The 14,970-nt window shown below is 38.0% G+C and carries 12 protein-coding genes; 1 reads left to right on the forward strand and 11 read right to left on the reverse strand.

Features of this window, described 5'->3' with window-relative positions:
* Positions 1 to 17: 17 nt before the first annotated feature.
* Together O0955_RS16410 and O0955_RS16415 are read right to left on the reverse strand one after the other, a co-directional pair.
* A complete protein-coding gene (locus tag O0955_RS16410; RefSeq protein WP_269428646.1) occupies positions 18 to 1,040 on the reverse strand; it encodes a DUF2931 family protein in 1,023 nt (340 codons plus the stop codon).
* Positions 1,041 to 1,417: 377 nt separating this feature from the next.
* Positions 1,418 to 2,407: an aspartate-semialdehyde dehydrogenase gene (locus O0955_RS16415; protein ID WP_269428647.1), complete on the reverse strand. Its 990-nt coding sequence runs from the start codon at positions 2,405 to 2,407 to the stop codon at positions 1,418 to 1,420.
* A gap of 62 nt (positions 2,408 to 2,469) precedes the next feature.
* Between O0955_RS16415 and O0955_RS16420 the strand changes: the two genes are divergently transcribed.
* Positions 2,470 to 5,061: a lamin tail domain-containing protein gene (locus tag O0955_RS16420; protein ID WP_269428648.1), complete on the forward strand. Its 2,592-nt coding sequence runs from the start codon at positions 2,470 to 2,472 to the stop codon at positions 5,059 to 5,061.
* Between the two features lie 47 nt (positions 5,062 to 5,108).
* On the opposite strand, the gene O0955_RS16425 is transcribed toward O0955_RS16420, so the two are convergent.
* The 9 genes from O0955_RS16425 to O0955_RS16465 form a co-directional block, all read right to left on the reverse strand.
* Positions 5,109 to 5,981, reverse strand: coding sequence for a sugar phosphate isomerase/epimerase family protein (locus tag O0955_RS16425; RefSeq protein WP_269428649.1), 873 nt, complete (start codon positions 5,979 to 5,981; stop codon positions 5,109 to 5,111).
* A 12-nt stretch (positions 5,982 to 5,993) separates the two neighbouring features.
* Positions 5,994 to 6,887, reverse strand: a complete 894-nt coding sequence (locus O0955_RS16430) for a hydroxypyruvate isomerase family protein (RefSeq protein ID WP_269428650.1) — start codon at positions 6,885 to 6,887, stop codon at positions 5,994 to 5,996.
* A gap of 2 nt (positions 6,888 to 6,889) precedes the next feature.
* On the reverse strand, positions 6,890 to 8,107 hold the full coding sequence (locus tag O0955_RS16435; protein ID WP_269428651.1) for a nucleoside permease: 1,218 nt from the start codon (positions 8,105 to 8,107) through the stop codon (positions 6,890 to 6,892).
* 120 nt (positions 8,108 to 8,227) lie between these two features.
* Positions 8,228 to 8,908, reverse strand: a complete 681-nt coding sequence (locus tag O0955_RS16440; protein WP_269428652.1) for a 3-keto-disaccharide hydrolase — start codon at positions 8,906 to 8,908, stop codon at positions 8,228 to 8,230.
* 170 nt (positions 8,909 to 9,078) lie between these two features.
* A complete protein-coding gene (locus O0955_RS16445; RefSeq protein ID WP_269428653.1) occupies positions 9,079 to 10,536 on the reverse strand; it encodes a Gfo/Idh/MocA family protein in 1,458 nt (485 codons plus the stop codon).
* 27 nt (positions 10,537 to 10,563) lie between these two features.
* A complete protein-coding gene (locus O0955_RS16450) occupies positions 10,564 to 10,944 on the reverse strand; it encodes a c-type cytochrome (RefSeq protein WP_269428654.1) in 381 nt (126 codons plus the stop codon).
* A 10-nt stretch (positions 10,945 to 10,954) separates the two neighbouring features.
* Positions 10,955 to 12,013, reverse strand: coding sequence for a sugar phosphate isomerase/epimerase family protein (locus O0955_RS16455; RefSeq protein ID WP_269428655.1), 1,059 nt, complete (start codon positions 12,011 to 12,013; stop codon positions 10,955 to 10,957).
* Between the two features lie 6 nt (positions 12,014 to 12,019).
* Complete coding sequence (locus O0955_RS16460) at positions 12,020 to 13,177, reverse strand: Gfo/Idh/MocA family protein (RefSeq protein WP_269428656.1); 1,158 nt, start codon at positions 13,175 to 13,177, stop codon at positions 12,020 to 12,022.
* Positions 13,178 to 13,257: 80 nt separating this feature from the next.
* Positions 13,258 to 14,958, reverse strand: coding sequence for a GMC oxidoreductase (locus tag O0955_RS16465; protein ID WP_269428657.1), 1,701 nt, complete (start codon positions 14,956 to 14,958; stop codon positions 13,258 to 13,260).
* Positions 14,959 to 14,970: the final 12 nt, after the last annotated feature.

Raw genomic sequence — 14,970 nt, forward strand, 5'->3', positions numbered from 1 at the left:
ATTTTAAAATCAATCAACTAATCTTCTTTTTGTGGTACCCGTTCGTAAATTTCAGCGTCAAATCTGGATTGGAGATCAATAACTGTGCTCCCTTTTTTCAAACTAACCGTAACCTTATTATTTGTATCATTTACTTTAATCTGTAAAACCATTTGATTGTTTCCTGGTAAAGATTGTAACCTTTTGAAGGCCGACAAAATATCTCCATCTTTAAAATAACATTCTGTTGAGTATTCCTTTTGGTCATTACCCCAGGTGAAACTAATGTTTTTAGGGATATTTTTAAAAACGGGTATTTCAGGCTTCTCCTTATCCAGGTGCCAGTTAGCCTGATTATAAGGCTCAACATCTAAATTACGTAATGATAAAGACTCAGGAGAATGCACTTCTATTGTATGTGGATATTGATCCATAACCAGAGCAACTTGTGTGGGGATATCTATTTTATCCGGTTTCTCATCACTGTGGCGATCATCAAAAATTTCCCATGTCCTTTTTACTTCTTTAGCCTGATATTTGCCAATTTCCAGATATTTTGTTCTGTCGCTTAACCATACCGTTAATTTTCCACCGGGCAATAACTCCGCAAAAAAGTAAAGCTCTATGTGATCAGGATAAGTTTTTGCATAATCGCTGTATTCTTTGGTTGTACTGCGAAGCTCTTTTGCCATATCCTTAATGAGCCTGTAAGGCAATAAGAAATCGCCTTCATAAAACTTTCGTTCCGTGTAAGAGAACCAGCAAATCTTCAAACTGTCAGGATAAAAAGAGTTGTCTTTGCTATTTTCGGTATAGTTTATATTCTCAACGCCGCTATTTAATATTTGATCTTTTCTAACCGGGTAAGCCCAATAGCCCGAGTGGAAGAAATTGCATTCGGCTACCTGAACCGTATTGCCCGGCCTGGTATAAACGCCACTACGCCATTCAAATCTTTCACCACCCTTATAGTTGATGACCTTAATAATAATGGCAATAATGATAAACCCGAGAATGGCACCTAAAACGATATTGATGATATTTGCTCTTTCTTTAAACATATGCTGAAATTAATGTGAAAAAGCTCCGGAAAGCCCGGTAAGATAAATCAATATGGCTATTGTAAAGATGAAGATCACACTCCAAATTATTAAAATGATTTTAAATACCTTGCGGTACAGCGTATTCTTATTGCTGAAAAAGAAGATGAATAAAAGCAGTACTTCTATAACTATAGGAATTACAAATTCCGCCGCACCTTCAGACCGATCTTCGCCAAAACTAAAAAAATACATAATGGATAAGGCAATCGCAAACAGAAGGAAAAGGGTTACAAAAACTTTCATTACAGGATATGATGCTTTGCGGTTATTTGTGACTCATTAAAATAAAAAAAGTGATGCTGTTTGAGCATCACTTAAATTATGGAATTAATTTTTTAAACTAATTCTTTCTGAATTAAGTATTCTGCAATTTGAACTGCATTGGTTGCAGCGCCTTTACGCAGGTTATCTGCAACAATCCAAAGGTTTAAAGCTTTTGGTGCTGATTCATCTCTGCGGATGCGCCCTACAAAAACTTCATCTTTTTCGTGTGCATCTTTTGGCATTGGATATTTTAAATTGGCAACATCATCAACTACAATAACGCCGGGTGCTTTTTCTAAAATACTGCGAACTTCAGCAAGGTCGAAATCATTTTCAAACTCGATGTTTACCGATTCTGAATGTCCACCCATTACCGGAATACGAACAGTTGTAGCCGTAACCTTGATGCTATCGTCGCTCATAATTTTATTCGTTTCCTTAACCATTTTCATTTCCTCTTTTGTATATCCGTTTTCAGTGAAAACATCAATATGAGGCAATACGTTTAAGTCAATTTCATATGGATAAGCTTTTGGCCCGTCAATACCTTTACGTTCATTCATTAATTGCTCAACAGCTTTAACACCTGTTCCGGTTACCGATTGGTAAGTAGAAACCACTACACGTTTAATTTTGTATTTATCGTGCAAAGGTTTTAAAACCACCACCATTTGGATGGTAGAGCAATTTGGGTTAGCAATGATTTTATTATCAATAGAAAGCTCATGTGCATTAACCTCAGGTACAATTAATTTAACTGAAGGATCCATACGCCATGCAGATGAATTATCAATTACGGTTGTACCAGCTTCTTTAAAACGGGGTGCATGCTCTAAAGAGGTTGTACCACCGGCAGAAAATAAAGCGATATCCGGTTTCATGCTAATTGCAGTGTCCATGCTAACGATTGGAAACTTCTTACCCTTAAAAGTAATTTCCTTACCAACGCTCTTTTCTGATGCTACGGGAATTAACTCTGTTAAAGGGAAATTTCTTTCTTCCAATACTTTTAACATTACGGTACCAACCAAACCAGTTGCACCTACTACTGCTACTTTCATTTTTTAATTTTAATTATTATATTAGTTAAACATTTGATATAAGCCCAAATATGATAAAAAATTTGCTTATATCCCTATTATTGCTCTCTAAAATTGCACACTCCCAGGTTAACGATCATTTCGATGATGGCGATTTCTCCCAAAATGCCGTGTGGCTTGGTGATGTAAATTCTTTTAAAATTAACCCAGTCAAGCAGCTGCAGTCTTCGGGACTGCAAGTCGCATCACAAACAATTTCTCTTTCTACAGCCAATCAGCAAAGTTTAAATGCCAAATGGGAATTTTTTGTGCAGCTTAATTTTGATCCAACGGCCACTAATTTTACCCGGGTTTACTTAACCTCTGATCAGCAAGATTTAAAAGGTACTTTAAATGGATATTTTTTACAGATTGGAGAGACAGGAAGTGTGGATGGCTATCATTTGTATAGACAAACGGGTACCTCCATCAGCAAAATAATTGGTGGTGCGCCAAAAATAAGACCAAATGCTAATGTGTTGATGGCGAAAGTTAAAGTAACCAGAGATGAAAGTGGTCAATGGACAGTATACACCGATATAACAGGTGGAAGTAATTATAGTTTAGAAGGTAGCACTGTTGATAATACGTTTAAAACTTCCGCTTTCATGGGGGTATACTGTAAATATGCTACAGCATCCAGGTACAATCAGTATATCTTTGATGATTTCGAAGTAAATGATCTGGTGCCTGATGTTATCCCTCCAACGGTAAAAAGCGTAGCTGTAATAGATGCCTTACACCTGGATGTAACCTTTTCTGAGCCGTTGGAAAATTTATCAGCGTTGCTGTCGTCTAATTATAATTTATCAAGTCAGGGTAGTCCGGTCAGTGTGGAAGAAACTTCTTCTGATACTTATCGTTTGACTTTTTCTGCCGCGTTTGAAACCCAAAATTACAAACTAAGTGTAAGCAATGTAACCGATAAAAAAGGAAACATCATAACTGCTGATAATAGTGTTGATTTCTTTTACATTAAGCCTTATATAGCTAAATATGGGGATATTGTAATCAATGAAGTATTTGCAAATCCGGGCGGGACTTCGACTTTACCGCAGAAAGAATTTGTTGAGCTTTGGAATACAACAAACCAATATATTTTAACCAAAGGCTGGAAATATGCCGATCAAACCTCCACTTTTGCATTTGCACTGGATACCATTAAACCAAATCAACACGTTGTTTTATGTGCAAAAGCTGATACGACATTGTTTAAAGCTTACGGAAAAACCATTGGACTTTCGCCATGGCCAAGCCTGAATAATGATCATGATGTTTTAACGCTAAGCAGTGCTTCAGGTATATTGATAGATAAGGTAGCTTATTATGATACCTGGTATAAAGACGAAGTTAAAAAGAAAAGCGGTTTTAGCCTGGAGTTAATCGATCCGGAAAATGTTTGTACAGGCATTCAAAACTGGATGGGGAGTAATGATGCGGCAGGAGGAACCCCGGGAAAACCAAATTCGGTTTACCATGCTCAAATCAGTACCGAGATTCCAAAATTAATAAACGCAAGTGTTACGGATAGCCTTTCGGTTTTGGTTCAGTTTTCAAAAACTGTTGACAGTCTGTCTGCTTCCAAATTAATAAACTATTCTATAAACAATGGGATTGGAAAGCCGGTATATGTAGATGTTCAATCGCCTTTGTTTAATTCGGCTGTTTTAAAATTTGGCCAGCCTTTAGCAAGGGGAATAGAAAATACATTAGTTATTGAAGGGTTAACCGATTGCGCAGGGAATTTAATTAGCAATACCGCTAATACAGCAAAGTTGTTTATAGCAAAGAAAATTGGAGTACATGATCTTTTGATAGCCGAAATTCTTGCTAACCCTGGATTAAATGGAGTAGACTTTGTCGAAATTTACAATGCTACCGATCATGTTTTGGATTTAAAAGATTTGCAATTGGCGAATGTAGATAGCCTTGGAAAACCTGCCAGTATAAAAAAGGTTTCTGCTTCAAATCTTCTCATTCAACCGGGTGCTTATTGGGTGCTAAGCAGTAATGTGGACAAAGTAAAAGTGAATTATTTTAGTGAGTATCCAGATCATTTTACGCAGTTAAGCAGTATGCCGGTTTACAATAATGATAAAGGAACAGTAGTTTTGCTCAACAATCATTTAATTGTTGATCAGTTTGATTATAATGCTAAAATGCACAATGCTTTATTGCGGGATGCAAATGGAGTATCTTTAGAAAGAGTTTCTTTTGTGAAAGGAGCAAATGAATTCGGAAACTTTAAATCTGCGGCGGCCTCGGTTGGTTTTGCTACACCGGGTTATAAAAACTCTCAGGAACTTAATGGGGAAGAAGCTTATGTGAAACTGTTATCTAAAACTTTTTCACCCGATCATGATGGATTCGAAGATCAGCTCCAGTTGGATTATCAACTTACAGAAAATGCCAGTTTAGCAACCATTAATATATTTACGGATAAAGGTATTTTGGTAAAAAGACTATTGAAAAATCAAACGGTTGGCACCAAAGGAAGTTTATTTTGGGATGGTCTGAATGAAAACGGGCAACTTTCAGGTGTTGGAATTTATGTGGTGGCCTTTGATGTTTTTGATTTGAACGGCAATACCCATCGATACAAAAATACCTGCATGCTGGCAGCAAAATTGAATTAAAAATTATCGGATGAGTAAATACTGAACTCATCCGATAATAAAATATTTTAGATTAAATTGGCTTTAATATATGCACAGCTTGCCGCAACAGAACCCATTGGATTAGGTTTGTAATTGGTTTCATGCTCTACAAAGAAATGTTTCATGCCAGATAGTTTTGCATCAGCAAAAATGGTTTTGAAGTCTATAGAACCCGTTCCAACTTCAGCATTAAGTGCTGGGTTAGTTTTGTCCATATCTTTAACGTGCCACATTGTAAAACGACCTGGATTTTCTTTAAATAATTTAATCGGATCGTTACCCGAGCGTACTACCCAATATAAATCCAGCTCGAAATCAACGAGGTTCTTATCTGTATTTTTTAATAGAATTTCGTAACCGGTTGTATCACCTTGTTTTTCAAACTCAAAATTGTGATTGTGGTAAGCTAACCTTAAACCAGCATCTTTACACATCTTTCCAGCAGTGTTAATTCTTCCGGCAATTTTCTTGTAATCTTCAGGGGTTTTTCTAATGCGTTCGTCCAACCACGGAATGGTTACATATTCACTTTTTAAAACTTTAGCAGCTGCAATAGCGGCCTTAAGTTCATCTGTATTTCCATCAGCAAGATAAGTGCCTAAACCATAGTGACCGCTAACCGCTTTTAAGCCATTGTCATCTAAAATTTTCTTAAATTGAACCGGTGTTAAGCCCCAGAATTGATCTTTGATAGAGAAACCATAAGTTTCAACTTCTCCAAAACCTGCTTTTGCTATTTTTTCTAAAGTACCTTTAACATCTTTAGGAAGTTCATCTCTTAAAGAGTAAAGTTGTAGACCGACCTTCCTTTTTCCGGCTGCAAAAGCCAGCGAAGGAATTAAGAATGCAGCTGCCGCAGCCATACTGCTATTGATTAAAAAACTTCTTCTTGATAACATAGTTTAAAATATTTAAATGTCGCAAATAGAGATGGCCTTTTTTAAGGAAGCCAGTTTATCTGCATTTTTTGGAATAAACTCTTGAGCAACAAAGCCTTTAAAGCCGGTATCGGCTATGGCTTTCATAATTGCCGGGTAATATAATTCTTGTGTTTCATCAATTTCATTACGTCCCGGAACACCCGCAGTATGGTAATGTGCAATGTACTGATGATAATTTTTGATGTTGCTGATCACATTGCCTTCATCAATCTGCATATGGTAAATATCATATAACAGCTTAAAATTTTCAGAACCTAAACGCTTGGCAAGTTCTACACCCCAGGCTGTGGTATCACATTGATAATCTTTATGGTCTACTTTGCTGTTTAACAGCTCCATAACCAAAACTACGTTATGCTTTTCTGCCAATGGTATTAACTGCTTTAAACCCTGTACACAGTTGTTCCAGCCTGTTTCATCACTTTTACCTCTACGACTTCCGCTAAAACAGATCAGGTTTTTATATCCTGCTTCTGCAACCAGAGGAATCATGGCTGAATAATTTTTGATCAGCGTGTCATGGAATTTGGTATCGTTAAACCCATCAACTAAATTAATTTCTGCGCCATTACACATAGAAGAGGTAAGGCCATATTTTTTTAATGTTGGCCAATCTTTCGGCCCAACTAAATCAATGCCTTTTAAGCCCAACTTCTTCGCTTCAGCACAAAGTGTATCTATATCTAAATTGCTGAAACACCATTGACAAACGGAATGGTTTATATTTCCTTTCAGCTTTGCTGCTGATTTTTTTAAATCTTGCTGATCCATAGCCAATGCCGAAAATCCAGAAGAAACACCGATTGCTGCGGTTCCTGCCAGGATATTTTTTAGGGCTGTTCTTCTATTTAAGTTCGATTCCATGGTTAAACTTCAGTAGCTTCGGTCACTGCCTTATTTTTATCTCTAAAGAATAATATGAATAATAAAGCAACCAATGCAGCAATTGCAGCAGGAATGATCCAGATGCTTTGCCAGATATGGCCACCATCAACAACATATTTGTTAACAACCATTCCTGAAATGATAGAACCAATTAACATACCAACTCCGTATGTTGCCAGTGTTATAAATCCCTGAGCTGCACTTTTAAATTTTTCTCCCGCAAGTCTGTCTGTATAAATTTGCCCGGTAACGAAGAAGAAATCATAGCAAATGCCATGAAGTACAATACCTCCGATAAGCATCCAATAGTTTGAATCTGCATTTCCAAATGCAAAAAACAGGTAACGGATAACCCAGGCAATCATTCCAATAGCCAACATTTTTTTTACGCCAAGACGAACAAAAAACAGAGGCATTAACAACATAAACAAGGTTTCTGAAACTTGCCCTAATGATTGGACACCTGCGGCGCCTTTCATGCCAACCTCATTCAGAAATGGGTTTGTAAAATTATAATAAAACGCCAGCGGAATACATATTGCAACTGAAGCCAGGAAAAAGAGCAGATAAGATTTATTTTTTAATAAACCTATTGCATCTAAACCGATAATTTCGCCAATAGTAGTTTTTTCGCCTTTTTTAACTGGTGGCGTATTTGGAAGAACAAAACTTAACAAGCCTAAAATTATCGAAGCTACTGAAGCCATTTTGAAAGTTAGCACTAAACTTCCCGATTGTTCCCAGTTTAACCATCCGATTACTAATCCGGCAATAATCCATCCAATGGTTCCAAATACACGGATAGAAGGAAATTCTTTACCCGGATCTTTCATTTGCTTAAAAGAAATTGAATTAACCAGGGCCAGGGTTGGCATGTAAGCAATCATATAACCCAAAATGAATGGGAAAAAGCTGTCAAAGTTTAGCGATGTGCCGGCAAACCATAAAAGAGCACCTCCAACCAGGTGCAGCACGCCTAAAACCTTTTGTGCTGAAAAAAACTTATCGGCAATTAAACCGATAATAAATGGCGCAATTATAGCACCTAAGGACTGGGTACTGTAAGCTGAGCCAACTTGTACATCATTTGATAATAAGTTTTTGCCAAGGAAAGTTCCCATGGTTACAAACCAGGCGCCCCAGATAAAAAATTCCAGGAACATCATGGCAGAGAGTTTAAAACGGGTAGTGGTATTCATTTGGTTTATATAAGGTTAGGTTAAGGAATAAGGTCGGGGTATAAGGTTTATTGTTTGAGTTTAAGGTGTAAAGTTTTAGAACTTCAACCTTTACCTTACACCCTTTACCTACTACCTCAATTATAGTTCTTTAATCAGGATGTTTTTGAACCAAACTTCATCACCGTGATCCTGTAATGCAATTTTTCCGGTTTTATAAGTACCAAAACCTTCCCATTTGGCAAATTTACTTCCTGCAATCAGTGTTTTCCAGTTTTCATCCCAAAGGGTGGTATTTACCGTTTTAACGCCGTTTAAAATCAGCGTTAATTTACCATTTTTACTGATAATTTCTGCCCTATTCCATTGGCCAACCGGTTTAACAGGTTCCGAGTAACTTTTAATTAAATCGTACAAATCTCCTGAGCGGTGTTTGGTTATTTTGCCATCCGGATGACCATCATTATCCAATACCTGCATTTCAGGTCCTGTAGAATAGGTTGCATGGAATTTAGGCTCTTCGTGAACGAAAAAAATTATACCACTATTTGATTTAGGCGCAACTTTCCAATCTAATTTTAAGTGGAAGTTTGAATATTCTTTATCGGTAACTAAATCGCCACCGCCATCTTGCCCTTTTTTAGAAGGATCTAAGTGTAGGGTGCCATCTTGTACTTGCCAGGCACTTCCAACTGTTGTTTTGCTATAAGTATGCCAGCCAGTAGTTGTTTTGCCATCAAATAAGGGTTTGAAACCTTTTTGAGCTTTTGTTATTTGTGTTACTGCAAGCAGGATGCAGGCAGAAAGGAAGATTTTTTTCATGGTTTTAAATTTTTTGCCACTGAACTTGAAAATACACCGAAAAATGATCTTGTGTATTATCCGGACTTCCGTGGCTAATGTTTTTTAATTTTAAATTTTGTCACATTGAGCTTATCGAAACGAATTATGATAAAGTCTTTCGACAAGCTCAGGATGACAATTTTAATATTTTAAAGGGTTAAATTATTCCAGCCTTTGCGGTATTCGCGTTTAACAAACTGGTTAGCTTCATCAAAATTGGTAATCTTCATGTTGTCGTTATCCCAAAGCATTTTTATGTATCTGCCTGGGTAAGAATCTTTTCCGTTAACCGTTTTTTTAATGTCAAAACTTCTGATCGCTAAATTGGCCATTAACAAGGCTTCGGTAAGCGGACCAGCGATTTCAAAAGGAGAACTTACTTCTTGTTTACCATAACCAGCAATTGCAGCTTCTACCCATTGGGCGTAGTGGCCATCGGCACCTCCTTTAACACGGGCATATTTTTCAGGAACTTTAATATCCTTATTTCTGCTTAAAGGCAATAATTTCGGATTGGCGCTATAAGTTTCGCTCATCATTTTACCTTTGGTACCAATAAATAATGTTCCGTTACCACCATCACCAAAGGTTTCGTTTGCTTCTAACTCTGCAGGGCGTTCTGGCTGAATACCACCATCCATCCAATGCAAGGTTACATCGCCTTTAGTTTTATTGGTTTTAGGGAATTTTAAAGTTACATGGCTTGATGGCGGACAGCTTTCCGGGAAATAACCGCGTTTAAATTCATCCACATATACAGAACCTACACTTGCCTCAACTTCTTTGGCGTATTTTAAATTTAATACACTAAAAGGCGCTTCAATCAAATGACAACCCATATCACCTAATGCTCCGGTTCCATAATCCCACCAGCCACGCCAGTTAAAAGGAACCAGTTTATCCACAAAATCTTTTTCCGGTGCAGTACCTAACCACAGGTTCCAGTCTAATTCTTTAGGAATTTCGGCTTTTCTTGTTGGCCAAGGAATACCCTGAGGCCATACCGGACGATTTGTCCAGGCATAAACGGTATGTACATCACCAATTAAACCTGCTTCGTACCATTCTTTCATTTGTCGGGGCCCATCATTTGATGCACCCTGATTTCCCATTTGGGTAACCACTTTATATTTTTTCGCAGCTGCCGTTAAAATACGGGCTTCGTGAATGTCATGTGTTAAAGGTTTTTGCACATACACATGTTTACCCAGTTGCATAGCAGCAAGGGCTTGTATCGCATGGTTATGATCTGGTGTAGATACAGAAACGGCATCGAAATTCTTGTGTTCCTTATCCAGCATTTCACGCCAGTCTTTATAATACTTGGCCTTTGGAAATGCCTTTACACTATTTGCTGCACGGCGATCGTCTACATCACATAAAAAAGCAATATCTGCTTTACCACTTTTGGCAAACATGGCAATATCACTTTGTCCTTTTCCACCCGCACCAATACCAGCAACCAACAGGCGATCACTAGGCGCTAAAAATCCTTTTCCACCCAACACATGGCGTGGAACGATCATAAAGGCTGCCGCAGCAATTGCACTGGTTTTAATAAAATCACGGCGGTTACTCGTGTTTTTATTTTCTTGCTCTGTTTTCATAATTAGGGAAGTTTATACAGGTTTATTTTATTTTTTTAATGATAAAATATATTTAACCATCAATTTAGCATCGTCTTTTTTAACAGTAGGGTGGGCCGTCATTGGCATGCTTCCCCAAACACCTGTGCCCCCTTTAATAATCTTATCAGCAAGGTAGTTGATGTTTTTTTCGTTAGCCGGATATTTTTTAGCGATCTCTACATAAGCAGGGCCGATAATTTTATTCACTTTATTGTGGCAACCAATACAATCAGATTTATTAATCAATTTTTCGCCGGCAGACATTTGCAATGCATGATTGCTTAAAGTTGACGTGGCTACAACTGTTTTCTCTTTCTCTAAATCTGCTTTCGAAAATGACGCCATAAAAATGACTACAGCGCCTAAAATTAAAAATGTTTTTTTCATGTGTGTTTTGTTAATCTTTTAGTCCTAATATTCTTTTATTGAAAGCGCTATCACTTCCTGATGCAGCAAAATCATCAAATGCCTTATCAGTTACGTTAATGATGTGATTTTTTATAAATTCGGATCCCTCGCGGGCGCCGTCTTCCTGGTTTTTAATGCAACATTCCCATTCCATTACAGCCCAGCCTTTAAAATCGTATTGAGCCAGTTTACTAAAAATGGTTTTAAAGTCTACTTGTCCATCTCCCGGAGAACGGTAGCGGCCTGCACGGTTTGCCCAGCTTTGATAACCACCAAATGTGCCTTGCTTACCGGTAGGGTTAAATTCTGCATCTTTAACATGAAAGGCTTTAATGCGTTCGTGGTAAAAATCGATGTATTGAATATAATCCAGTTGCTGCAGCACGAAATGAGATGGATCGTATAATAAACAGGCTCTGGGATGGTTATTGACGGCTTTTAAAAACATTTCATACGTTTCGCCGTCAAATAAATCTTCACCCGGGTGAATTTCATAACAAACATCCACGCCGCATTCATCAAATTCATTTAAAATTGGTGTCCAGCGTTTAGCCAGTTCTGCAAAACCTTCCTCTACCAAACCTGCCGGACGTTGTGGCCATGGATGAAAATATTGCCATAATAATGAACCGCTAAAAGTTGCGTGCGCATTTAATCCTAAATTTTGAGATGCTTTTGCCGCAAATTTTAATTGCTGAACCGCCCATTCAGTTCTTGCCTTTGGGTTTTTATGAAGCGCTTTTGGTGCAAAAGCATCAAATAAATCATCATAAGCAGGGTGTACTGCAACCAGTTGCCCCTGTAAATGGGTAGAAAGTTCAGTAATTTCTAATCCATAAGAAGCAATGGTTCCTTTTAGTTCATCTGCATAGGTTTTACTCTCAGCAGCTTTTTGTAAATCAATAAACCTTGTATCTAAAGTTGGCATCTGGAGGCCTTTAAAACCTAAGCCTGCAGCCCATTTACAAATATTATCAAGGGAGTTAAACGGCGCTTTATCGCTAATAAACTGAGCTAAAAATACCGCTGGTCCTTTTATTGTTGTCATTTTTATTTAGATTTTAAAGTCTAACCATTTTTGATCTGATTTCCCTGAAGCTATTACATTCTCTATAAAAGTCATGCCACGAACGCCATCGTCTACACCTGGAAAATCAAGCATCTCTGGAGTTGCCTCTCTGCCCTCAAGTTTTGCAGATAAGGTAAGGGCGAAATTTTTATACAAATTGGCAAAAGCCTCTAAATAACCTTCAGGATGACCACCCGGAGTACGTGTATTAAAAGCAGCAATCGGATCTAAATAGCCACCACCAGCACGGTAAATTTGTGTTGGTGCATCTAACCATTTTACCAACAGGGTATTAGGTTCCATTTGGTGCCATTCTAAACTGCCTTTTTCTCCGTAAACTTTAATTTTTAAAGCATTTTCTTCCCCTGCAGCAATTTGCGAAGCCACTAAAATCCCGTTTGCACCATTGTCAAATTTCAATAGCACATTTCCATCGTCGTCCAGCTGTCTGCCTTCTACAACAATGTTAATATCTGCGCAAATTTTTGAGATTTTTAGGCCCGAAATGTATTCTGCAAGCTGCGCAGCATGTGTGCCAATATCGCCCATGCAACCGCTTATTCCACTTTTAGATGGATCTGTTCGCCATGCAGCCTGTTTATTATCGTCTTTTTCTGATAAGGTGCTTAACCAACCCTGAGGGTATTCGACCATTACTTTTCTGATTTTCCCAAATTGACGGTCGGCTACCATTTTACGGGCCTGTTTTACCATCGGGTAGCCAGAATAAGTATGTGTAAGACATAAAATTAAACCAGTTTCTTTTACCATTTGCTGAAGTTTTTTAGCTTCATCAAGGGTAAGTGTAATGGGTTTATCTATTAAAACATTAAAGCCATATTCCAAAGCCATCATTGCGGGTGCAAAATGGGCAAAGTTAGGTGTAACAATACTTACGAAATCCATGCGTTTCCCGGCAGGAAGATTACTTTCAGTTTTAATCATTTCTTCATAAGAACTGTAGCATTTATCTTCAGGCAGGAATAAATCTTTACCAGAGGCTTTAGAAATTTCAGCATTAGAGCTGAATGCTCCGCAGTGTAATTCTATTAAACCATCTATATTAGCAGCAATACGATGAACGGCGCCTATAAAGGCATTTTTTCCGCCACCAATCATGCCCATTTTTAATTTTCTATTCATAAGGAATAAGGTGTAAGGTATAAAGTTTAAGGCCCGGAGGTTAATTCCCTATGCCTTTTACCTTATACCCTAAACCCCTTTTAAATGTTCTTTTTCTTTAATTCTTTAACAGCATAATCTGCAGCACGTGCAGTAAGTGCCATAAAGGTTAATGATGGGTTTTGACAAGCAATAGAAGGCATACATGATCCATCGGTAACAAATACGTTATTTACTTCGTGCATTTGGTTCCATTTGTTCAAAACAGATGTTTTTGGATCATTACCCATTCTGGCAGTACCCATTTCGTGAATCGCCATGCCCGGATAACAACCATTATCGTATGTTTTTACGTTTTTCATACCTGCTGCTTCCAGCATTTCTGCTGCATCATTCATCATGTCAACACGCATTTTCTTCTCATTTTCTTTGTATTCGCAATCAATTGCCAATACAGGCTGTCCCCATTTGTCTTTTTTGGTTTTATCAATATATACCTTGTTTTCATAGTAAGGCAACATCTCCCCAAAACCACCCAATCCCATCGACCATTTTCCAGGTGTAGTCATTTTATCTTTAAGGTCGGCACCAAAAGAAAGTTCGGCAACATCATTTTGCCAGTTGCTTCTGCTTGCACCACCCTGATAACCAAAACCACGTAAATAATTACGTTTATCGTTGCCTACGTTTTGATACCTTGGAACATAAACGCCATTAGCCCGACGACCATAAGTGTATTTATCATCAAAGCCTTCAGCCTCACCTGATGCACCGCAACGGAAATGGTGATCCATTAAGTTATGACCTAACTGTCCACTTGCATTACCCAAACCATTTGGATGAGCCTCTGAAGTAGAGTTTAATAAAATGAAAGTAGAACCTAAAGTAGAACCATTAACGAAAACAATTTTAGCATAAAACTCCATTGTTTTGTTGGTTTGGGCGTCGATAACCATTACACCTTTAGCTTTTTTGGTGTTTTTGTCGTAAATAATATGGTTTACAATAGAATATGGTCTTACAGTAAGACGTTTAGTTGCCATTGCTGCAGGTAGCGTAGACGATTGAGTGCTGAAATAAGCCCCAAACGGACAACCTCGGCTACATAAATTTCTGTACTGACAGTTTCCACGGCCTTTATGCGGTACGGTTAAGTTGGCTACGCGTCCGATGGTGATAATGCGTTCTCTTTTATAATGTTCTTCAACACGGGCTTTTACTGATTTTTCAACACAGTTTAAATCCATTGGAGGTAAAAACTGCCCGTCGGGTAGGAGTGGCCAGTTTTCAGCCTGCCCGCTGATTCCTGCAAAACGCTCTGCATAATCATACCATGGTGCTAAATCTTTATAACGGATTGGCCAGTCGTTACCATGACCATCTTTAGCATTATCTTCAAAATTATGATCGCTTAAACGGTAACTTTGACGGCCCCACATCAGTGATTTACCACCCACGTGAAACCCACGGTACCAGTCAAATCTTTTATCTTCAGTGTAAGGGCATTCTAAATCGTTTACCCACCACTTTGCAGTTGCCTCATTATAAGGATAATCTCTTTTTTGAACCGGATGGGTTCTTTTCATTTCCTCGGTTAACTTACCTGCATGTTTAATGTCCCATGGGTTTTTCATTGCAGAATCATAGTCTTTAATGTGTTCTATGTTCATGCCTCTTTCCAGCATTAAAACGCGAAGACCTTTTTCTGTAAGTTCCTTTGCAGCCCAGCCGCCACTAATCCCTGATCCTATAACAATAGCATCGTATGTATTTTCTGCTTTTAAATTTGTATTTAAATTCATGATGTTTTGCTC

Origin of the sequence: Pedobacter punctiformis, from assembly GCF_027213715.1 — a bacterium.
Lineage (GTDB): Bacteria > Bacteroidota > Bacteroidia > Sphingobacteriales > Sphingobacteriaceae > Pedobacter > Pedobacter punctiformis.

Excerpts from the sequence above, each read along its gene's own strand:
- O0955_RS16415 (WP_269428647.1), bottom strand. The coding sequence starts at position 2,407 with ATGAAAGTAGCAGTAGTAGGTGCAACTGGTTTGGTTGGTACCGTAATG.
- O0955_RS16435 (WP_269428651.1), bottom strand. The coding sequence starts at position 8,107 with ATGAATACCACTACCCGTTTTAAACTCTCTGCCATGATGTTCCTGGAA.
- O0955_RS16430 (WP_269428650.1), bottom strand. The coding sequence starts at position 6,887 with ATGGAATCGAACTTAAATAGAAGAACAGCCCTAAAAAATATCCTGGCA.
- O0955_RS16410 (WP_269428646.1), bottom strand. The coding sequence starts at position 1,040 with ATGTTTAAAGAAAGAGCAAATATCATCAATATCGTTTTAGGTGCCATT.
- O0955_RS16450 (WP_269428654.1), bottom strand. The coding sequence starts at position 10,944 with ATGAAAAAAACATTTTTAATTTTAGGCGCTGTAGTCATTTTTATGGCG.
- O0955_RS16445 (WP_269428653.1), bottom strand. The coding sequence starts at position 10,536 with ATGAAAACAGAGCAAGAAAATAAAAACACGAGTAACCGCCGTGATTTT.
- O0955_RS16465 (WP_269428657.1), bottom strand. The coding sequence starts at position 14,958 with ATGAATTTAAATACAAATTTAAAAGCAGAAAATACATACGATGCTATT.
- O0955_RS16460 (WP_269428656.1), bottom strand. The coding sequence starts at position 13,177 with ATGAATAGAAAATTAAAAATGGGCATGATTGGTGGCGGAAAAAATGCC.
- O0955_RS16455 (WP_269428655.1), bottom strand. The coding sequence starts at position 12,013 with ATGACAACAATAAAAGGACCAGCGGTATTTTTAGCTCAGTTTATTAGC.
- O0955_RS16440 (WP_269428652.1), bottom strand. The coding sequence starts at position 8,908 with ATGAAAAAAATCTTCCTTTCTGCCTGCATCCTGCTTGCAGTAACACAA.
- O0955_RS16425 (WP_269428649.1), bottom strand. The coding sequence starts at position 5,981 with ATGTTATCAAGAAGAAGTTTTTTAATCAATAGCAGTATGGCTGCGGCA.